The sequence below is a fragment of the Pseudomonas paracarnis genome (assembly GCF_904063055.1).
Taxonomy (GTDB): Bacteria; Pseudomonadota; Gammaproteobacteria; order Pseudomonadales; family Pseudomonadaceae; genus Aquipseudomonas; species Aquipseudomonas paracarnis.
In genome coordinates this window covers 94427-114693 of record NZ_CAJFCN010000009.1, presented here as the reverse complement: position 1 = coordinate 114693, position 20267 = coordinate 94427, and the positions used below count along the sequence as shown (strand labels likewise).

Genomic DNA, 20267 nt, shown 5'->3' with positions numbered 1-20267 from the left:
TGCACATTAACGCAACCGCGTTACTTATAGAAACAGTCAATCAGCCACGGTAGTAACGTTGCGGAACGAATGGCATTTTACTTACACGCAGTGGCACCTTTTTCCCACGTACCATTGCGCTAACTTCGGTATCCAATGCGACAAATGCGCTGTCCAGGTAACCCATCGCCAGCGGGCCGCCCAAGGTTGGGCCAAAGCCTCCACTGCACACGCTGCCGATTACCGTACCCTGTGCATCGACAATTTCAGCGCCTTCACGCACCGGGGTACGCTCCTGCGGCAGCAGGCCTACGCGTTTGCGCGCCACCCCGGTTTGCTGTTGGGTGAAGATGCGGTCGGCGCCAGGGAAGCCGCCGGCCCGTGCGCCATCGGCACGCCGAGCCTTGGAAATCGCCCACAACAGGCTGGCTTCGATTGGCGTGGTGTCGGTGTTCATGTCGTGGCCGTACAGGCACAGGCCGGCTTCCAGGCGTAGCGAATCGCGGGCGCCCAGGCCGATGGCCTGCACTTCGGTTTCGGCCAGCAGGCTGCGGGCCAGGCTCTCGGCATTGGCCGCCGGCACGGAGATTTCAAAGCCGTCTTCACCGGTGTAGCCGGAGCGGCTGACGTAGCACTCCACGCCCAGCAAACGCAGGGTGGCAAATTGCATGAAGGTCATCTGGGTGACTTCAGGGGCCAGGCGCGCCAATACTTTCACTGCCGCAGGGCCTTGCAGGGCCAGCAGGGCCCGTTCTTCGAACAGCGGTTCGATGGTGCATTGGTCGCCGATATGTGTACGCAGGTGCGCCAGGTCCTGGTCCTTGCAGGCGGCGTTGACCACCAGGAACAATTCGTCGTTGCCCAGGTTGGCGACCATCAGGTCGTCGAGGATGCCGCCTTGCTCGTTGGTGAACATCGCATAGCGCTGCATACCCACTGGCAGGTCGATGATATCGACGGGCACCAGGGTCTCCAGGGCCTTGGCGGCATTCGCGCCGGTGAGGCGGATCTGGCCCATGTGGGAAACATCGAACAACCCGGCCTGTTCACGGGTATGCAGGTGTTCCTTCATCACGCCCAATGGATACTGCACCGGCATGTCGTAGCCGGCGAAGGGCACCATGCGCGCGCCGAGTTCGAGGTGCAAGGCGTGCAGAGGAGTTTTCAACAGGGTTTCGGTGGACATATTCAGCTCCTGAAAAACGTGCCGACGCGCTTGTGGGCGTCAGCACTCGATAATGTTGACCGCCAAACCGCCACGGGCGGTTTCCTTGTATTTGCTTTTCATGTCGGCGCCGGTCTGGCGCATGGTGCGGATGACCTTGTCGAGGGACACAAAGTGCTGGCCGTCGCCACGCAGGGCCATGCGCACCGCATTGATCGCCTTCACCGAGCCCATGGCATTGCGCTCGATGCACGGCACCTGCACCAGCCCGCCAATGGGGTCGCAGGTCAGGCCGAGGTTGTGTTCCATGCCGATCTCGGCGGCGTTTTCCACTTGGGACACGCTGCCGCCCAGCACTTCACAGAGTGCGCCTGCGGCCATGGAACAGGCCACGCCGACTTCGCCCTGGCAACCGACTTCGGCGCCTGAGATCGAAGCATTTTCCTTGTACAAAATGCCGATGGCGGCCGCGGTGAGCAAAAAGCGCACCACACCGTCTTCGTTCGCGCCGGGGATGAAGCGCATGTAGTAGTGCAGCACGGCGGGAATGATCCCAGCCGCGCCATTGGTGGGCGCAGTGACCACGCGCCCGCCATTGGCGTTTTCTTCGTTGACTGCCAGCGCATACAGGTTGACCCAATCGAGCACCGACAGCGGGTCGCGCAGCGCCGACTCCGGGTTCTTGCACAACTGCCGATGCAAGGCCGCCGCCCGGCGCTTGACCTTCAAGCCTCCGGGCAAGATACCTTCGTTGCGACAGCCGGCATCGACGCAGTCCTGCATGACTTGCCAGATCTTCAACAACCCGCTGCGGGTTTCGGCTTCCGGGCGCCAGGCACTTTCATTGGTCAGCATCACCTGGCTGATAGACAGGCCATAGGTGGCGCAATGGCCGAGCAAGTCCTTGGCGTGTTTGAACGGGAAGGTCAGGGGTGTGGCGTCTTCGACGATACGGTCGGCGCCCGCCGCGTCTTCATCCACCACGAAACCGCCACCGACCGAGTAGTACTCGCGGCTACGGGTCTGAATGCCGGCGGCGTCAAAGGCACGAAAGATCATGCCGTTGGGGTGATAGGCAAGGGGCTTGCGAATCATCGCCAGGTGTTCTTTCTCGTTGAACGCAATGCTGTGTTCGCCGAGCAGGTTGAGGCGCCCGTCACTGCGCATCTGCGCCAGGCGTGCAGCCACGGTTTCGGTATTCACGGTGTCCGGATGTTCGCCTTCCAGGCCCAGCAACACAGCCTTGTCGCTGCCGTGGCCTTTGCCGGTGGCGCCCAGCGATCCATAGAGTTCCACCTTGATGCCGCAGGTGGCGTTGAGCAGGTTGTCACGCTTGAGCCCCTCGACGAATCGAGCGGCGGCACGCATCGGGCCTACGGTGTGGGAACTGGAGGGGCCAATGCCAATTTTGAACAGGTCGAACACGCTAAGGGACATGGTTGTTCTCCGGTTTCTTATTATTTTCTGAGGAGGACTCGGTCAATGTGGGAGCCGGGCTTGCCCGCGATAGCGGTGGGGCAGACAACATCACTGTCGGCTGATACACCGCTATCGCAGGCAAGCCAGCTCCCACACTGGCCGCGTATCTCCCGTCAGATCAGGCGTAGCTCTCGATAGAAGGGCACGCACACACCAGGTTGCGATCGCCAAACACGTTGTCAACCCGGCCAACCGGCGGCCAGTACTTGCCTTCGATCAATGAAGCCACCGGGTACACCGCTTGTTCACGGCTGTATGGGTGGCTCCATTCGCCCACCAGTTCAGCGGCGGTGTGCGGCGCGTTTTTGAGTGGGTTGTCGTCTTTGTCCAATGTGCCGTTTTCCACCGCGCGAATTTCTTCGCGGATGGCGATCATGGCGTCGCAGAAGCGGTCCAGCTCTTCCTTGGATTCACTTTCGGTCGGCTCGATCATCAAGGTGCCGGCCACCGGGAACGACATGGTCGGTGCATGGAAACCAAAGTCGATCAGGCGCTTGGCCACGTCGTCCACGCTGATGCCGCTGCTGTCTTTCAACGGGCGCAGGTCCAGGATGCATTCGTGGGCCACCAGGCCATTGCTGCCGGTGTACAGCACGGGGTAGTGCTCTTCCAGGCGGCGGGAAATGTAGTTGGCATTCAGGATCGCCAACTGCGACGCGCGCTTGAGGCCGGCGCCGCCCATCATGCTGATGTACATCCAGGTAATCGGCAAAATGCTCGCGCTGCCGAACGGCGCGGCGCACACCGCGCCCTCTTTGCGCTCCATGGCCGCGTGGCCGGGCAGGAATGGCGTGAGGTGCGACTTGACGCCAATCGGGCCAACGCCCGGGCCGCCACCGCCGTGGGGAATGCAGAAGGTTTTGTGCAGGTTCAGGTGGGACACGTCGCCGCCGAACTTGCCCGGTGCGCACAGGCCGACCATCGCGTTCATGTTGGCGCCGTCGATGTACACCTGGCCGCCGTTGTCATGAATGATCCCGCAGATTTCGCGGATACCTTCCTCGAACACGCCGTGGGTGGACGGGTAGGTGATCATCAGCGCAGCGAGGTGCTCGCGGTGCTCGATGGCCTTGGCGCGCAGGTCTTCGATGTCGACGTTGCCGCGCGCGTCGCAAGCGGTGACCACCACGCGCATGCCGGCCATGTTGGCGGTGGCAGGGTTGGTGCCGTGGGCTGACGACGGGATCAGGCAGATGTCGCGACGTGCTTCGCCACGGCTCTGGTGATAGGCACGGATGGCCAAGAGGCCGGCGTACTCACCCTGGGAACCGGCGTTGGGTTGCAGGGAGATCGCGTCGTAACCGGTGGCCGCGCAGAGCATGGCTTCCAGTTCGCTGGTCAGTTGCTGGTAGCCGGCGCTTTGCGCGGCGGGGGCGAATGGGTGCAGGGCACCGAATTCGGCCCAGGTCACCGGGATCATTTCGCTGGCGGCGTTGAGCTTCATGGTGCACGAACCCAGCGGGATCATGGTGCGGTCCAGGGCCAGGTCTTTGTCGGCCAGCTTGCGCAGGTAGCGCATCAGCTCGGTTTCCGAATGGTAACGGTTGAAGACCGGGTGGCTGAGGATCGGCGACTGGCGCAGCAACGCGCTCGGCAGGGTGCTGTCGGTGGCGGCAAAGGCTGGCAGGGTTTTGCCGTCCGCGAAGATGGCCCACAAGGCCTCGATATCGGCCTGGGTGGTGGTTTCGTCGACCGACAGGCCAACGCGCTCGCCATCCACCACGCGCAGGTTGATGCGCTGGGCGCGGGCCTTGTCGTGCAGGGCGGCGGTGTGGGCGCCGGTGTTGAGGGTCAGGGTGTCGAAGAAGTGTGCCTGCTCGACGTTCTGGCCCAGGGCCGTCAAGCCCTTGGCCAGGATCGCGGTCAGCTGGTGAATGCGCTGGGCGATCTGGGTCAGGCCTTTGGGGCCGTGGTACACGGCGTACATGCTGGCGATGTTGGCCAGCAGCACTTGGGCAGTGCAGATGTTGCTGGTGGCTTTCTCGCGGCGGATATGTTGCTCGCGGGTCTGCATGGCCAGGCGCAGGGCCGGCTTGCCGAAGCGGTCGACGGAAACACCGACCAGACGGCCTGGCATGTCGCGCTTGAACGCATCCTTGGTGGAGAAGTACGCCGCGTGCGGGCCACCGAAGCCCAGTGGCACGCCAAAGCGTTGTGCGCTGCCAATGGCGACGTCGGCACCGAATTCACCCGGCGGCGTCAGCAGGGTCAGCGCCATCAGGTCGGCGGCTACGGCGACCAGGGCGTTGGCGGCGTGGAAGCGCTCGGTCAGCTCGCGGTAATCGAATACATCGCCGTTACTGGCCGGGTATTGCAGCAGGGCACCGAAGAACGCGCTGACGTCGGTCAGTTCACGCTCATCGCCGACCACCACATCGATGCCCAAAGGTTCAGCACGGGTGCGCAATACGTCGAGGGTTTGCGGGTGGCTGTGCACCGACGCGAAGAACGCGTGGCTGCCTTTGTTCTTGCTCAGGCGCTTGCAGAAGGTCATGGCTTCAGCAGCGGCGGTGGCTTCGTCAAGCAGGGAGGCGTTGGCAATCGGCAGGCCGGTGAGGTCGCTGATCAGGGTCTGGAAATTCAGCAGGGCTTCCAGGCGGCCTTGGGAAATCTCGGGTTGATACGGCGTGTAGGCGGTGTACCAGGCCGGGTTTTCCAGCAGGTTGCGCAGGATCGGCGACGGCGTGTGGCAGTTGTAATAGCCCTGGCCGATGTAGGTCTTGAACAGTTGGTTCTGGCTGGCGATGGTCTTGATCTTGGCCAGGGCCTGGGCTTCGCTCAGGCCGTCTTCCAGGCCGAGCACGCTGGTGCCCTTGATGCTTTCCGGGATCACGCTGGCGCTCAGGGCTTCGAGGGAATCAAACCCCAGGCTGGCGAGCATTTGCTGCTCGTCTTCCTGGCGCGGGCCGATGTGGCGGGCGATGAATTCGTTGGCGGTGGTCAGATTAACGGTCATGGCGCGCTCCTCAAGCTTCAGCGTTGGCTTTGATCAGACGGTCGTACGCATCCTGATCCAACAGCTTAGCCACTGCATCGGCATCGGCGGGTTTAAAGCGGAAGAACCAGCCTTCGCCCATCGGGTCTTCGTTGACCAGTTCCGGGCTGCCATCGAGCTTGTCGTTGACTTCGAGGACTTCACCGTCCAACGGCATGTACACACCACTGGCGGCCTTGACCGACTCCACGGTGGAGGCTTCGGCGCCCTTGGTATAAGCCTGCAACTCTGGCAGTTGCACGAAAACCACATCACCCAGCGCGTTCTGCGCAAAAGCGGTGATACCCACGGTGACGCTGCCATCGGCTTCGGCGCGCAGCCATTCGTGATCTTCAGTGAAACGCAACTCGCTCATGGAAACTCCTCAGGGCCAGAATCGTCTGGTGGACGGGATTGGAATAATGAGGAGTTGCTTAGCAATATCGCGGCCAACGTTATTAAATCGTTATAGATCAAAGGGTTAATAAATTCAGTCATAGGCGTAATCGAATATGCTGTAGCGTTTTCGCTACAGTCGAGTGCGTGAAAAAAAGCCTATGTGGATCAAAGCCTTGCATGGCGCGCAAAAAACAGGCTTGTAGCGATATCGTTACGCTGTAGCGCTTTCAGTACACGGAATGTCGTTCTCAGACCAAATCTGTAATGCGGTTTCTGTGGGAGCTGGCTTGCCTGCGATAGCGGTCTACCCGTCACTAAGGCGTTGGATGACCCAACGCTATCGCAGGCAAGCCAGCTCCTACAGTTGAACCGCGTTTATTCCGTCAGGGTTTGTTGGGAATGCCGTATTTGCGCAGGCGATGGGCGATAGCCGTGTGGGAGGTTTGCAGCCGGCTGGCCAGTTGGCGGGTCGAGGGGTAGCGGCTGTAGAGGCTTTCCAGCAGGCTGCGCTCGAAATCTTCCACGGCCTGTTCCAGGCTGTCGACTTCACCATCGCTCTGGCGAGCCACGGAGGTGCCGGCGATGTCCAGGTCGCCGATGTCCACCAGGCTGCTTTCGCAGATGGCGGCAGCGCGGAAGATCACGTTTTGCAACTGCCGCACGTTGCCCGGCCAGTGGTTGCCCAGCAGGGCTGGATAGGTACCCGGCGCCAGGCGGCAGACCGGGCGCTGGATCTGCGCGCAGGCTTGCTGCATGAAGTAGCGCGCCAGCAGCAGGATGTCCTGGCCGCGTTCACGCAAAGGCGGCACGGCGACGTTGAGCACGTTGAGGCGGTAAAACAGATCTTCGCGAAAGGTGCCTTCGCTGACCATCTTTTCCAGGTCGCGGTGGGTGGCGCTGAGGATGCGCACATTGACCTTTACTTCGCGGTCGCCGCCTACGCGGCGAAAGCTGCCGTCGTTGAGAAAGCGCAGCAGTTTGGCTTGCAGGTACGGCGACATTTCACCGATCTCATCGAGAAACACCGTGCCTTGGTTGGCCAACTCCATCAGCCCCGGTTTACCACCGCGTTGCGCGCCGGTAAAGGCGCCCGGCGCATAGCCGAACAATTCACTTTCGGCGAGGTTTTCCGGCAACGCCGCGCAGTTCAGTGCCAGAAACGGCGCACTGTGACGCGCACTGATGGCGTGGCAGGCGCGGGCCACCAGCTCTTTGCCGGTGCCGGTTTCGCCCTGGATCAGCAGCGGTGCATCCAGCGCCGCCACCCGTTGCGCCCGAGCCTTGAGCGTGCGGATCGCCGGGGACTCGCCCAGCAGCGCATCAAACCCTTCGGCATGGTCATGATGCAGCGCCGACAGTTGTTCGCCGATGCGGTTGGGCTGGTAGAGGGTAAGCAGGGCGCCAGCGTCGGTGATCGGCGTGGCGCCCAGCAGCAGGGTCTGGCCGTTGACGCTGATCTCGCGCAACGGTAAGCGAAAGCCCTGGTCCAGCAAGGTTTCCAGCAAGGCCGGATCATCGAACAGCTCGGCGATGCTCTCACCGGCCGGTTCACGCCCGTACAAGGCGATCAGCGCCGGATTGGCCAGCAGGATCTTGCCTGCACTGTCCAGGGCCAGCACCGGGTCGGTCATGGCCGCCAGCAGGGCGTCGAGTTGCAAGTGGCGACGCTGGCCCGGAAGGATGTCGACGACCTTTACCGCCTGCACGCCGTGCACGCTGAACAACGCATCGCGCAGCTCTTCAAGCACCTCGGCGCTGAGGGTCGGCGCATCGATATAGACATTGGGCGGCACCATTTCCACCGCATCCAGATTGAGATTGCGCCCACCGAGCAAGGCCAGGACTTCCTGGGTGATGCCGACGCGGTCGATGAAGCTGACGTGGATACGCATGGGGCGGATCTTGATTCTGGAGTGCTGAGGGTGGCCAGTATGCCTTGGAGCCGGTGGAGATCAAAATGTGGGAGCTGGCTTGCCTGCGATGGCGGTGGGTCAGTTACCGAAAATATCGTCTGACAGGTCGCTATCGCAGGCAAGCCAGCTCCCACATTCGATTGGGGGGCAGGTTATTCCAGGTGTTCGGGTTTGACCGGGTCGCCGGATTTCATATCCAACTGGTGGCGCACATCCTCAAACATCAGATCGTAATGCTTGTGCTGTGAACCGACGCTGCTATGGGTCTTGGGAATGCCGTATTTTTCGACAATCTTGGTCACATTGCTGGCGAAGTTATAGGCCTGGTCCTTGGGCAGGAAAAAGGTTTCCTTCATGCCCTTGCCCTGGATGCTGCCATGCAGGGTGAACTGCATGCCTTTGCCTTCGCGGTCATCCGTGACGACTTCGTAGTCCAGGCACAGGTCGTAGCTGACATCGTCCTTGTTCAGCGCGTGTCGCTCGATATGCAGGTGGCCGGGTTCAAAGATAGCCATAGGCGTTTCTCCTCAACTTCACAGGTAGGTGATGCCAGGTTTGGCCGTGCTGATGCGCGTGCCGGCGCTGCCCTGGACGATGGCTTCGATGTCCGAGAGTGAACCGATCACCGCAGTTTTGCCAGTCTGGCGGGCGAACTCGCAGGCGGCCTGGACCTTGGGCCCCATGGAGCCGGCGGCGAAGCCGAGTTTTTCCATGTCGTCGGGGTGGGCCTGGCCGATGGCCTTCTGGGTGGGCTTGCCGAAGTCGATAAAGGCGGCGTTGACGTCGGTGGCGATCACCAGCAAATCGGCCTCCAGTTGCGTGGCCAGCAAGGAGGAACACAGGTCTTTGTCGATCACGGCTTCAATGCCGCGCAGCTTGCCGTCTTCGCCATACATCGTCGGGATGCCGCCGCCACCGGCGCAGATCACGATGGCTTTTTTCTCCAGCAGCCATTTGATCGGGCGAATTTCAAAGATGCGTTTGGGGCGCGGGCTGGCGACCACGCGGCGGTATTTGTCGCCATCGGGCGCGATGGCCCAACCTTTCTCGGCGGCGAGTTTCTCGGCTTCGGCTTTGGCATACACCGGGCCGATGGGCTTGGTAGGGTTCTGGAAGGCCGGGTCCTTGGCGTCCACTTCGACCTGGGTGAGCAGGGTGGCGAACGGCACTTCAAAGTCCAGCAGGTTGCCCAGTTCCTGTTCAATGATGTAGCCGATCATGCCCTCTGTCTCAGCGCCCAGCACGTCCAGCGGGTAAGGCGAGACGCTGGTGTAGGCCGCTGCCTGCAATGACAGCAGGCCCACTTGCGGGCCATTGCCGTGGGCGATCACCAACTCGTTGCCGGCGTGGATTTTGGCGATCTGTTCGGTGGCGATACGGATGTTGGCCCGTTGATTGTCTGCGGTCATGGGTTCACCACGACGCAGGAGGGCGTTGCCGCCCAGGGCTACGACGATGCGCATACAGAATGTCCTTCTAGAATGATCGTTCCCACGCTCTGCGTGGGAATGCCTCACCGGACGCTCTGCGTCCGCTCTTGTGGCGCAGAGCGCCACTGGCTGCATTCCCACGCGGAGCGTGGGAACGATCAGAGTGGGGTTAGATGTCTGCCAACGCCGACACCAGAATCGCCTTGATGGTATGCATGCGGTTTTCCGCCTGCTCGAAGGCGATATTGGCCGGCGACTCGAACACCTCTTCGGTCACTTCCACGCCATTGGCCAAGTGCGGATAGCGCGCCGCGATGTCCTTGCCGACCTTGGTTTCACTGTTGTGGAACGCCGGCAGGCAATGCATGAATTTCACCCGAGGGTTGCCCGAGGCTTTCATCATCTTGGCGTTGACCTGGTACGGCAGCAGTTGCTCGATGCGCTCGTCCCACGCTTCCACCGGTTCGCCCATGGACACCCAGATATCGGTGTGGATGAAATCCACACCTTTCACGGCTTCTTTCGGGTCTTCGGTGATGGTGATGCGTGCGCCGCTTTCCTCGGCAAAGGCCTGGCATTGCTTGATGAAATCTTCATGGGGCCACAGCGCTTTGGGCGCGCCGATGCGCACGTCCATGCCCAGCTTGGCGCCGATCATCAGCAGCGAGTTGCCCATGTTGTAGCGGGCGTCCCCGAGGTAGGCGTAGCTGATGTCATGCAGCGGCTTGTCGCTGTGTTCGCGCATGGTCAGGGTGTCGGCGATCATCTGGGTCGGGTGGAATTCGGCGGTGAGGCCGTTGAACACCGGCACACCGGCGAACTTGGCCAGCTCTTCGACGATTTCCTGTTCAAAGCCACGGTACTCAATGGCATCGAACATCCGGCCCAGTACGCGGGCGGTGTCTTTCATGCTTTCTTTGTGGCCGATCTGCGACGACACCGGGTCGATGTAGGTGACGTGGGCGCCCTGGTCATGGGCCGCGACTTCGAAGGCACAGCGAGTGCGGGTGGAGGTTTTTTCGAAGATCAGTGCGATGTTCTTGCCCTGCAGGTGCGGACGCTCGGTGCCGGTGTATTTGGCGCGTTTGAGGTCGCGGGACAGGTCCAGCAGATAATGCAGCTCGCGAGTGGTGTGGTGCATCAGCGACAGCAGGCTGCGGTTGCGCATATTGAAAGCCATGATGAAATCTCCTTAATAGTCGATAGGGTCGCGGATGATCGGGCAGGTCATGCAGTGGCCGCCGCCACGGCCTCGGCCGAGTTCACCGGCGCTGATGGTGATCACTTCCACACCGGCCTTGCGCAGCAGGGTGTTGGTGTAGGTGTTGCGGTCGTAGCCAATCACCACGCCCGGTTCCACGGCCACCACGTTGTTGCCGTCATCCCATTGCTCGCGTTCGGCGGCGAAGCTGTTGCCGCCGGTCTCGACCACGCGCAGGGCCTTGAGGTTGAGCGCTGCGGCCACGGTTTCGAGGAAGTTGGTTTTCTCGCGCTGAATGTCGATGCCGTGGGGCTTGCTCTCGTCAGGGCGCAGGGTGAAAGGCACGATCTGGTTGACCACTTCGGGGAAGACGGTGACCAGGTCGCGGTCGCAGAAGCTGAACACGGTGTCCAGGTGCATCGCGGCGCGGGATTTGGGCAGGCCGGCCACGATGACGCGCTCCACGGCTTTGTTCTGGAACAGGTTGCGCGCCAGTTGGCCAATGGCCTGGTGGGACGAACGCTCACCCATGCCGATCAACACCACGCCGTTGCCAATCGGCATCACGTCGCCGCCTTCCAGCGTCGCGGCGCCATGTTCCTGATCGGGGTCGCCGTACCAGATCTGGAAGTCCGCGTTGGTGAACTCAGGGTGGAATTTATAGATGGCGCTGGTCAGCAGGGTTTCCTGGCGGCGCGCCGGCCAGTACATCGGGTTGAGCGTCACGCCGCCGTAGATCCAGCAAGTGGTGTCGCGGGTGAACTGGGTGTTGGGCAGTGGCGGCAAGATGAAACTGGCATGGCCGAGAAAATCGCGGAACATCTCGATGGTCTTGCCACCGAAGCTGCTCGGCAGGTCGTCGGCCGATACGCCGCCAATCAGGTACTCGCTGATTTTGCGCGGCTCCAGGCTGCGCAGCCACGAACCGACTTCATCGACCAGGCCCAGGCCTACGGTGTTGGCGGTGATCTTGCGTTCCAGAATCCAGTCCAGCGCTTCGGGGTTGGCGACGATGTCGGTGAGCAGGTTGTGCATTTCCAGCACATCAATGTCCCGCTCGCGCATCTTGGTCACGAAGTCGAAGTGGTCGCGCTTGGCCTGGGCCACCCACAGCACGTCATCGAACAGCAGCTCGTCGCAGTTGTTGGGGGTCAGCCGCTGGTGGGCCAAACCTGGGGAGCACACCATGACTTTGCGCAGTTTGCCGGCTTCGGAATGTACGCCGTACTTCACTTTTTCCGTGGTCATTACAGATCCTCCAGTGAACAACAATTACAGGGTCAGGAAGCCGTCGTAGAGCCCATAGGCCGCCACCAGGGCGCCAATGACCACTGCGGCGAAAATCAGCTTCTCGACGGGGGTGAAAATCGGTTTGCCCAGTTCACGCTTGGCTTTGGCGAACAGGATCGCGCCAGGGGCATAGAGCAGGGCGGAGAGCAGCAGGTATTTGGTGCCGCCGGCGTAGAGCAGCCAGATCGCATAGATCAGGGCGATAGCGCCGATGAACAGGTCCTTTCTGCGCTCTTTGAGGGCGTTCTCGTAGGTCTCGCCGCGCACCGCCAGCAGCAGGGCGTAGGCCGCCGACCACAGGTAAGGCACCAGGATCATCGAGGTGGCGAGGTAGATCAGTGACAGGTAGGTGCTGGCGGAAAACAGCGTGATCACCAGGAATATCTGCACCATTGCGTTGGTCAGCCACAGGGCGTTGACCGGCACATGGTTGGCGTTTTCCTTGCGCAGGAACTCCGGCATGGTGTGGTCCTTGGCGGCGGCGAACATGATCTCCGCACACAGCAGCACCCAGGACAGCAGCGCGCCGAGCAGGGAGATGATCAAGCCCACGCTGATCAGCACCGCGCCCCAGTGGCCCACCACATGCTCCAGCACGGCGGCCATCGACGGGTTTTGCAGTTTGGCCAGTTCCGGCTGGGTCATGATCCCCAGGGACAGCACGTTCACCAGCATCAGGAACAGCAGCACAGTGATAAAGCCGATCACGGTGGCCTTGCCCACGTCACTGCGTTTCTCGGCACGGGACGAGAAGATGCTCGCGCCTTCGATGCCGATAAACACCCACACGGTGACCAGCATCATGTTGCGCACCTGGTTCATCACACTGCCCAGGTCCGGGTTTTTCACGCCCCAGATGTCAGCGGTGAAGATGTCCAGCTTGAACGCGAACAGGGCGATGAGCACGAACAGCAGCAGCGGCACCACCTTGGCGACGGTGGTCACCAGGTTGATGAACGCCGCTTCCTTGATCCCGCGCAGCACCAGGAAATGCACGGCCCATAACAGCACTGACGCAGCGATCACCGCCGTCGGGGTATTGCCCTCGCCAAAGACCGGGAAGAAATAGCCCAAGGTGCTGAACAGCAACACGAAGTAGCCGACGTTGCCCAGCCATGCGCTGATCCAGTAGCCCCAGGCGGATGAAAAGCCCATGTAGTCGCCGAAACCGGCCTTGGCGTAGGCGTAGACCCCGCCGTCGAGGTCAGGCTTGCGGTTGGCGAGGGTCTGGAACACGAAGGCGAGGGTCAACATGCCGATGGCGGTAATCACCCAGCCGATCAACACCGCACCGACATCGGCGCTGGCGGCCATGTTTTGTGGCAATGAAAAGATACCGCCGCCAATCATCGAGCCTACGACAAGTGCGACCAGGGCGCCTAGTCGAAGTTTTCCGGGAGTTTCAGACATTGCATGACTCCAATGCAGGAGAAGAGAGACCACAGAATAATTCCGTGCGCTAATCAAACAGCTGACTCAGATCACTTCATTGGCACATTCCATTGTGAATTAACGACTTAGGGTGAGGTTTTTGCGGACGAACAAGTCCCGCAAAGGCGCTTGATAGAGCGCTCTTTGCTTTGTGGTTAATCATTTGGTCGAGGGCATGGGTGTTGACGCTAGTTCGTATTTGCGAATGTGCAAATTTTTTGTACGTTGTTTGACTATCGCTTCATAATTGACGTATTTAAATTCTAAATAAGCCTAAACTTCCTACCTTTACATATCCTTATGTTATGACAACGTCATTAATCTGAATTACTTGTGTGCGCAGTTGTCGCCCAACCGTTTATTTCGAGGAAGCTGCATGACCCAACCCGCCCAGAAACTCCGGCTCAGTGCCCTGATCGCCCTGGTGGTGGGCTCGATGATTGGCGGCGGCATCTTTTCATTGCCGCAGAACATGGCCGCCCGTGCCGAAGTGGGCGCCATATTGATCGGCTGGGCGATCACCGCCATCGGCATGCTGACCCTGGCCTTTGTGTTCCAGACGTTGGCGAACCGTAAGCCCGAACTGGACTCCGGGGTGTATGCCTACGCCAAGGCGGGTTTTGGCGACTACATGGGCTTTTCATCCGCCTGGGGTTACTGGATCAGTGCGTGGATGGGCAATGTCGGTTATTTCGTCTTGCTATTCAGCACCCTCGGCTACTTTTTTCCGGCGTTCGGCCAGGGCAATACGCCGCTTGCCATCGGCTGCGCGTCGCTGTTGCTGTGGGCCGTACATTTTCTGGTGATGCGCGGGATCAAAGAGGCAGCGTTCATCAATCAGGTGACGACGGTGGCGAAGATCGTGCCGCTGCTGATGTTTATCGTGATCGCCGCCGTTGCATTCAAGGCGGATATTTTCACCCGCGATATCTGGGGAATGGGTAACCCGCAGATGGGCAGCGTGGTCGAGCAGGTGCGCCACATGATGCTGGTCACGGTGTTTGTATTTATCGGGATCGAAGGCGCCAGTGTGTATTCGGCGCGGGCGCAGAAACGCTCGGACGTGGGGCGCGCCACGGTGATTGGTTTCGTGGGCGTGCTGGCCTTGCTGGTGCTGGTGAATGTGTTGTCCCTGGGCATCATGAGCCAGCCGGAGCTGGCGCAATTGCAGAACCCGTCCCTGGCCGGTGTGTTGGAGCATGTCGTCGGGCCTTGGGGCGCGGTATTGATCAGTATCGGCCTGGCGGTTTCGCTGCTCGGCGCGTTGCTCTCCTGGGCGCTGCTGTGCGCGGAAATCCTCTATGCCACCGCCCAGGACAAGACCATGCCGGCGTTCCTGAAGAAGGAAAACGCCAATCAGGTGCCGGTCAATGCCTTATGGCTGACCAACGTGATGATCCAGGCATTCCTGGTGATCACGCTGTTTTCCGCCAGCACCTACACCACCCTGATCTACCTGGCGTCCTCGATGATCCTGGTGCCTTATTTGTGGTCGGCGGCCTATGCGGTGCTGTTGAGCGCGCGCGGCGAAACCTATGCAGGCTGGCAGCGCCGGCGCATGAAAGATCTGCTGGTGGGGCTGGTTGCCCTCGGCTACGCGATTTGGCTGCTGTATGCGGGGGGCTTGAAGTATTTGCTGCTGTCGGCGTTGCTGTACGCCCCGGGTGTGATCCTGTTTGCCCTGGCCAAGCGCGAGCAGGGCCTACCCTTGTTTACCGCCGTGGAAAAAGGCATTTTCAGCGGCGTGATCGCGGGCGCCGGGTTAGCCGCGTATGGGCTGTATAGCGGGGTATTGTCACTGTGAGATTGGCGTATCAACCGCCCTACGACTGGGCGGCGATGCTGGGGTTCCTATCGGCGCGGGCGATTACCGGGTTGGAAACCGTGGTCGCCGGCGTATATCGGCGCAGTATCAGTGTGGCGGGCCGACATGGCTGGGTCAGCGTCGAACCGGGCGTGGGGGATTGGCTGGAGGTGACGGTCGACTTTCCCGAGCCTGCAGCGATGCCTGAGATCGAGCGGCGCTTGCGCAGGATGTTTGATCTGGATGCGGTGCCTGAGGTGATCAACGCGCAATTGTCGCAAGATCCCCTGATGACGCAACTGGCTGCGGCCCGCCCTGGCCTGCGGTTGCCAGGCACCTGGGACGGGTTGGAACTGGCGATTCGTGCAGTGCTGGGCCAGCAGATAACCGTGGTGGCGGCGATTCGCCTGGCGAGCAAGCTGGTGGCTCAGTATGGCCTGGCGCTGGCATCCCCGCACGCCGGTATCACCCACCTGTTCCCGACACCAGAAGTGCTGGCGGCGGCAGACCTGGCCACCCTGGGCATGCCCAAGGCGCGGGGTCGTACGTTGTCCGGTGTGGCCCAGGCGCTGTTGGATGATCCTCAGCTTTTCGAACCCAAGGCCAGCCTCCAGGACGGCGTTGCACGGCTGGTTGCGTTGCCGGGGATTGGAGAGTGGACCGCGCAGTACATCGCCATGCGCCAGTTGCGCGAGGTGGATGCATTTGCGTCGGGGGATATCGGGCTGATCAATGCTTTGGCAGCCTTGGAAGGTGGGCCGGTGTCGGCGCGGCAGTTATTGGCGCGGGCCGAGGCGTGGCGGCCGTTGAGGGCGTATGCGGCGCAGCATTTGTGGACGTCGTTGAACCGCAAAGATTAGCGGCGCCTGTCAGGCCCTCTTCGCGAGCAAGCCCGCTCCCACATGTTTATCGCATTTCAAAGAATGTACTCGGTCAAGTGTGGGAGCGGGCTTGCTCGCGAAAGCGGACGAGAAGTCACCACTGTGGCCGATGCGAGCCCAGTTCCACCGCCGGCAAATCCCACTGCAACGGCGTGCCACTGATGCTCAGCGGCGCCAGTAGCCGGTGGGCCTGGCCCCAGGCTGTCTGCTCCACGACCAGGCCCTGGTCATTGATGTCTTCCTCGCGCAATGCCGCTTGCCGTGGCACTTGCCCGGCCGCCACCAGCAACTTCGCCGTGCGCGCCAACGACAAGCGCGCCGAACCGCCGCGTCCGGAGTCCAGGCGCTCGGCCAAAGCCCGGATCGCACTGGCGGCCATCAAATAGCCGGTAGCGTGATCCAGCGCCTGCACCGGTAGCGGCAGCGGTTTATCCGTCTGTTTCCAGGCCATGCCGGCCTCGGCAATCCCGCTGCTCATCTGCACCAGGCTGTCAAAGCCACGCCGATTACGCCATGGGCCGCTCCAGCCGTAGGCGTTGAGGCTGACGTCGATCAGGCCGGGGGCGATGTGCTGACGTTCGCCAAGGGTATAACCCAGTTGCTCCAGGGCATCGGCGCGGTAACCGTGGAACAGAATGTCGGCGTCCTTGAGCAACGTTTCAAACACCTGCCGGTCGTCGTGGCGCTTTAGATCAAGGCGGGCGCAGCGTTTACCCAGGGTCATTTCCGGGACGACGCCAGGTTCGTTCCAGGTGGGCGAGTCGATGCGCAGTACGTCGGCGCCTAAGCCTGCGAGGAAACGACTGGCCACCGGGCCGGCCAGCACCCGGGTCAAATCCAGCACCTTGATGCCGGCCAGTGGGCGAGCGGCTGAGCCTAGCCAGGGTTTGTCGATGCCGGGTTCGAAGACCTGGCGCTGGATCAACGCTTCGGCGTTTACCGCCAAGCCTTGGGGATGCTGCTGCCAGGCTTGCCAGCTACGCATTTGCGCGGCACAACCGCCCGCATCGACAACCGCCTGTTCCAGTTCGGCGGCTTTCCAGGTCGCGACTCTACTCGCCATGGCGGCGCAATCAGCGGCAGGCCCCAATACCCGCTCGGCCGCCGCACGATGATGGGGCGCGTTGGTGTGCAGGCGGATCCAGCCATCGACGCTGGCGTAATCACCCGCTACCGGGTCCCACAAAGGCGGCACTTGCCACCCCACGGGGCGAATCGACGAAGAGAACCACAACGAGGCCAGGCGCCGATCCACGCTGACGCTGGGCAGACGCCCGGTTTGTTGCTCAATCAACTGGGCGATAGCCTGGCCCGCGGCGCCGATGCTGGCGGCCGCCAGGTCAGTCACGGCAAAGGTCGAGGGCAAGGCACCGGCCTGGGTCTGGGGCAGTGGGGCGTGCGGTAACGCGAGTGCGGCTTGGATGGGAGTCAGCAGGTCAGTCATCAAAGGCCCTCCGTAAGAGAAGGGCCACTATAGAAGATCATCCCACTGGTGTGGCAACCCCAGGGATCAAGGGCAGTTCGATGCTGGCGATAAAGCCGCCATCGGGATGGTTGGCCAGGATCAGGTTGCCGCCATGGCGCTCGGCGGCGCGACGGGCGATGGCCAGGCCCAGGCCATGACCTTGGGCGGTCTGGCCCGGCGCCCGATAGAACGGCTCGCCCAATTGGCTCAGGTGCTCGGCTTCAACGCCGGGGCCGTGGTCGCGTACGCTGATCAGAATGCGCCCGCCTTGATGCTGGGCCTGCAATTCAATCGGTTCGCCCACCGGGTTGAAGCGCTGGGCATTGCGCAGCAGGTTGTCCACGGCGCGTTCGATCATGGTCGGCCAGCCTTTAAGCTGCAAATCATTGGCAGTCGTCAGTTGCACCACTTGCTCGGGGGCACTGAGTTGGGCGTCCTTTTGCAGGGTTTTAAGCAACGGGGTGAGGTCGATGTCTTCGGCGCTGGCGTTGTCGGCGTCAACCCGTGCCAACACCAGGATCTCGCTGATCAAGGCTTCCAGGCGATCGCATTCGCGGGTCAGGCGCGGCCAGAGTTTTTCCCGCTCTTCGGGGCTGGCGCGTTCGGCCAGGGCCAGGGCGATACGCAAGCGCGCCAACGGCGAGCGCAGTTCGTGGGAGACGTCGCGCAGCAACTGGCGCTGGCTGCCGATCAGGCTTTGCAGGCGCGCGCCCATGCGGTTGAAGTCGTTAGCCAAGACACCGAATTCGTCGCGCCGGTTGGCCAGTTGCGCCAGGCTGTTTTGTTGATAGGTGGTTTGCCCCAGATCATGCACCGCGCCGCGCAAACGACTGAGCGGGCGAGTAATGGACAACGTCACCAGAAGGCTGAACAGGGTCAGCACCACCAGGGTAATCGCCAGGGCACTGAGCGGCCACAGCAGGCTGCTGCGGTGCCAGGCCTCCAGCTCCGGGTGGGGAATGCGGTAGATCAGCAGGTAGGTGTCGCCGGTTTTGTCGCTGGTGTACTCGGCGGTCAGGCGTCGCCACGGTAGGTGGCCGTCCTGGCTGTCGTTCTGCCGGGCTTCGAAGGCGGCGGCGCGGCGCGGGAAGGTGCCCCGCACCACCGGCTCGCCACTCTCGTTCAGCACTTGCACATCAATGTGGTACTGGCGTTTGCGCTGTTGCAGCAAGTCCTGGGCGGCGTCTTCGCCCTGGGCTTCATAGAGTTGCGTCCACTCTTGGGCCAGGTTGTTGAGGCCAGGGTGGCGGCTCAGAATCCAGGCGTCCTGGTTGAGCATATGCCCAAGCAAAATCGACAACCCGCCTACCAGGGCGATGGCCAGCCAGAAACTCGCCAGGATACGCCAGAACAATGAACGCACAGGAAACCCTCAAACAGGAAAAGCCCAGCGGCGCGAACCACTGGGCTGGGGTGAAGCTAGGCCATTATTGCGCTTTTTGCGCTTGCTGGGCTTTCCAGGCCTGGAACTCTTTCCATTCGGCGCGGCGCTCGGCTTGCTTCTTGACGATCTCGTCGTACTTCTTCTGTTGGTCGGGCTTGAGCACGGCGCGGATATCGGCCTGGGTTTTCTGCTTGCCGGCGGCGATTTCGTCCTGCATCGCCTTCTGGTCAGCGGCCGGCAGTTTGTCCAGGTACTTTTGGGTCAGGTCTTTGCGAGCGTGCCATTGCTCACCCATCAGCTTGCGGATCTGCTCACGCTGTTCCTTGCTCAAGTCCAACTGGCTGAACGGGCCACCTTTACCACGCGGACCGTGTTCACCGTGGCCTGGGCCACCCATCATGTGGCCTTCGTGGCCGCCCATCGGGCCCGGGCCTTCAGGCATGGCCATGGCGACGGTAGGCAGTGCAGCGGCGAGCATCAAAGCGATAAGGGTCTTGCGCATGGTGATTCTCCTGTCTCTATTCCGGTGAGTCCGGATGTGAGTAGGTTACGCAGCGCAAGGTCAGCGGCGGTCAGGGGAGGGTAAAGCTTCGGTAAAGACAGGTTTGACAGGAGCTGACAAAACCCTTGAAGGTGATGAAATCAATGGTGGGAGCTGGCTTGCCTGCGATAGCGGTGGGCCAGTTAGCATAACGGTGGACTGACACACCGCTATCGCAGGCAAGCCAGCTCCCACAGGGTTAAGCGGGATGTTTAGAGGCTGTAGTAGTAGCCACGACTACGCAGCGCCACGATGCGTGGCCGGCCATCCGGGTGTGGGCCGATCTTCTTGCGCAGGTTGCTGACGTGCATGTCCAGGCTGCGATCGTAGAGGGTCAACTTGCGGCCCAGGGCGATCTGCGCCAGTTCCTGTTTGTCCAGGGGCTCGCCGGGTTGACGCAGCAAGGCTTCAAGCAGGCGGCTTTCGGAGACGGTCAGGGTGAATTCCTGCTCATCAATGCTGACCACCCCGCGCACCGGGCTGAAGCACAAGTCGCCCAGTTCCAGCTGGGTCGATACCGCGGCCGGGTGGCTGCGTCGTAACACGGCGCGCAGGCGCGCCGTCAGTTCGCGCGGATCGCAAGGTTTGGCCAGGTAGTCGTCGGCGCCCAGTTCCAGGCCGAGGATGCGGTCCAGAGGCTCGCCCCGCGCCGAGAGCATCAGCACCGGCAACTCCGGGTGGTCGTTGCGCAGTTGCTTGAGCAACTCCAGGCCGCTGCCGTCGGGCAGCATCACATCGAGCACCACCGCCGCCGGGGCGGCTTCGGCCAAGGCTTTGCGGGCGCTCAGGCCGTTGTGGCAGGCGCGCACCTGGAAGCCTTCCTGGCTCAACCAACTGGTCAGCAGCTCACAGAGCTCCTGGTCATCATCTATCAGTAACAGCTCGCTCATGACTCACTCGATTTAGCCATTGTCGACGGCGACGACCCCAC

Annotated in this window: 16 protein-coding genes; 2 read left to right on the top strand and 14 right to left on the bottom strand. The window is 61.7% G+C overall.

Annotated features, from left to right (window positions below; genetic code table 11):
• Positions 1-40: 40 nt before the first annotated feature.
• From gcvT to arcD (JMV15_RS19620), 10 genes are all read right to left on the bottom strand, one after another.
• Positions 41-1165, bottom strand: a complete 1125-nt coding sequence (gene gcvT, locus JMV15_RS19665) for a glycine cleavage system aminomethyltransferase GcvT (protein ID WP_038451322.1) — start codon at positions 1163-1165, stop codon at positions 41-43.
• A 39-nt stretch (positions 1166-1204) separates the two neighbouring features.
• Complete coding sequence (locus JMV15_RS19660) at positions 1205-2581, bottom strand: L-serine ammonia-lyase (RefSeq protein ID WP_020303147.1); 1377 nt, start codon at positions 2579-2581, stop codon at positions 1205-1207.
• 160 nt (positions 2582-2741) lie between these two features.
• On the bottom strand, positions 2742-5579 hold the full coding sequence (gene gcvP / locus JMV15_RS19655) for an aminomethyl-transferring glycine dehydrogenase (RefSeq protein ID WP_038451319.1): 2838 nt from the start codon (positions 5577-5579) through the stop codon (positions 2742-2744).
• Positions 5580-5589: 10 nt separating this feature from the next.
• Entirely contained in the window at positions 5590-5973 is a 384-nt protein-coding gene (gene gcvH, locus JMV15_RS19650; protein ID WP_014719698.1) for a glycine cleavage system protein GcvH, read from the bottom strand.
• Positions 5974-6379: 406 nt separating this feature from the next.
• Positions 6380-7888, bottom strand: a complete 1509-nt coding sequence (locus JMV15_RS19645; RefSeq protein ID WP_003193823.1) for a sigma-54-dependent transcriptional regulator — start codon at positions 7886-7888, stop codon at positions 6380-6382.
• 173 nt (positions 7889-8061) lie between these two features.
• Positions 8062-8424 (bottom strand): DUF5064 family protein, encoded by a 363-nt coding sequence (locus tag JMV15_RS19640; RefSeq protein WP_014719697.1) that lies wholly within the window; start codon positions 8422-8424, stop codon positions 8062-8064.
• Between the two features lie 18 nt (positions 8425-8442).
• The gene (gene arcC / locus JMV15_RS19635) at positions 8443-9372 is read right to left on the bottom strand and encodes a carbamate kinase (RefSeq protein WP_019819394.1); all 930 of its coding nucleotides are present in this window, start codon (positions 9370-9372) and stop codon (positions 8443-8445) included.
• Between the two features lie 136 nt (positions 9373-9508).
• Entirely contained in the window at positions 9509-10519 is a 1011-nt protein-coding gene (locus JMV15_RS19630; RefSeq protein WP_014719695.1) for an ornithine carbamoyltransferase, read from the bottom strand.
• A gap of 12 nt (positions 10520-10531) precedes the next feature.
• Positions 10532-11788, bottom strand: coding sequence for an arginine deiminase (gene arcA / locus JMV15_RS19625; protein ID WP_014719694.1), 1257 nt, complete (start codon positions 11786-11788; stop codon positions 10532-10534).
• 24 nt (positions 11789-11812) lie between these two features.
• Complete coding sequence (gene arcD, locus JMV15_RS19620; protein WP_014719693.1) at positions 11813-13240, bottom strand: arginine-ornithine antiporter; 1428 nt, start codon at positions 13238-13240, stop codon at positions 11813-11815.
• A gap of 397 nt (positions 13241-13637) precedes the next feature.
• Here arcD (JMV15_RS19620) and arcD (JMV15_RS19615) point away from each other — a divergent pair, with 397 nt between their 5' ends.
• Complete coding sequence (gene arcD, locus JMV15_RS19615; protein ID WP_014719692.1) at positions 13638-15065, top strand: arginine-ornithine antiporter; 1428 nt, start codon at positions 13638-13640, stop codon at positions 15063-15065.
• Positions 15062-15925 carry a DNA-3-methyladenine glycosylase family protein gene (locus JMV15_RS19610; RefSeq protein WP_038451315.1) on the top strand — a complete coding sequence of 288 codons (864 nt, stop codon included), beginning with the start codon at positions 15062-15064 and terminating at the stop codon, positions 15923-15925. The genes arcD (JMV15_RS19615) and JMV15_RS19610 overlap by 4 nt, the downstream gene beginning before the upstream one ends.
• A 115-nt stretch (positions 15926-16040) precedes the next feature.
• Here JMV15_RS19610 and JMV15_RS19605 read toward each other — a convergent pair whose 3' ends face one another.
• The 4 genes from JMV15_RS19605 to JMV15_RS19590 form a co-directional block, all read right to left on the bottom strand.
• The gene (locus JMV15_RS19605) at positions 16041-17390 is read right to left on the bottom strand and encodes a CoA transferase (RefSeq protein WP_038451313.1); all 1350 of its coding nucleotides are present in this window, start codon (positions 17388-17390) and stop codon (positions 16041-16043) included.
• 37 nt (positions 17391-17427) lie between these two features.
• A complete protein-coding gene (locus JMV15_RS19600; RefSeq protein ID WP_014719689.1) occupies positions 17428-18774 on the bottom strand; it encodes a sensor histidine kinase in 1347 nt (448 codons plus the stop codon).
• Positions 18775-18838: 64 nt separating this feature from the next.
• Positions 18839-19297 carry an LTXXQ domain protein gene (locus JMV15_RS19595; RefSeq protein WP_014719688.1) on the bottom strand — a complete coding sequence of 153 codons (459 nt, stop codon included), beginning with the start codon at positions 19295-19297 and terminating at the stop codon, positions 18839-18841.
• Positions 19298-19548: 251 nt separating this feature from the next.
• Positions 19549-20226, bottom strand: coding sequence for a response regulator transcription factor (locus JMV15_RS19590; RefSeq protein WP_014719687.1), 678 nt, complete (start codon positions 20224-20226; stop codon positions 19549-19551).
• Positions 20227-20267: the final 41 nt, after the last annotated feature.

What these genes read in the sequence shown, in the direction of transcription:
- gcvT (WP_038451322.1), bottom strand. Translation starts at nt 1,165, where the DNA reads ATGTCCACCGAAACCCTGTTGAAAACTCCTCTGCACGCCTTGCACCTC.
- JMV15_RS19660 (WP_020303147.1), bottom strand. Translation starts at nt 2,581, where the DNA reads ATGTCCCTTAGCGTGTTCGACCTGTTCAAAATTGGCATTGGCCCCTCC.
- gcvP (WP_038451319.1), bottom strand. Translation starts at nt 5,579, where the DNA reads ATGACCGTTAATCTGACCACCGCCAACGAATTCATCGCCCGCCACATC.
- gcvH (WP_014719698.1), bottom strand. Translation starts at nt 5,973, where the DNA reads ATGAGCGAGTTGCGTTTCACTGAAGATCACGAATGGCTGCGCGCCGAA.
- JMV15_RS19645 (WP_003193823.1), bottom strand. Translation starts at nt 7,888, where the DNA reads ATGCGTATCCACGTCAGCTTCATCGACCGCGTCGGCATCACCCAGGAA.
- JMV15_RS19640 (WP_014719697.1), bottom strand. Translation starts at nt 8,424, where the DNA reads ATGGCTATCTTTGAACCCGGCCACCTGCATATCGAGCGACACGCGCTG.
- arcC (WP_019819394.1), bottom strand. Translation starts at nt 9,372, where the DNA reads ATGCGCATCGTCGTAGCCCTGGGCGGCAACGCCCTCCTGCGTCGTGGT.
- JMV15_RS19630 (WP_014719695.1), bottom strand. Translation starts at nt 10,519, where the DNA reads ATGGCTTTCAATATGCGCAACCGCAGCCTGCTGTCGCTGATGCACCAC.
- arcA (WP_014719694.1), bottom strand. Translation starts at nt 11,788, where the DNA reads ATGACCACGGAAAAAGTGAAGTACGGCGTACATTCCGAAGCCGGCAAA.
- arcD (WP_014719693.1), bottom strand. Translation starts at nt 13,240, where the DNA reads ATGTCTGAAACTCCCGGAAAACTTCGACTAGGCGCCCTGGTCGCACTT.
- arcD (WP_014719692.1), top strand. Translation starts at nt 13,638, where the DNA reads ATGACCCAACCCGCCCAGAAACTCCGGCTCAGTGCCCTGATCGCCCTG.
- JMV15_RS19605 (WP_038451313.1), bottom strand. Translation starts at nt 17,390, where the DNA reads ATGACTGACCTGCTGACTCCCATCCAAGCCGCACTCGCGTTACCGCAC.
- JMV15_RS19595 (WP_014719688.1), bottom strand. Translation starts at nt 19,297, where the DNA reads ATGCGCAAGACCCTTATCGCTTTGATGCTCGCCGCTGCACTGCCTACC.
- JMV15_RS19590 (WP_014719687.1), bottom strand. Translation starts at nt 20,226, where the DNA reads ATGAGCGAGCTGTTACTGATAGATGATGACCAGGAGCTCTGTGAGCTG.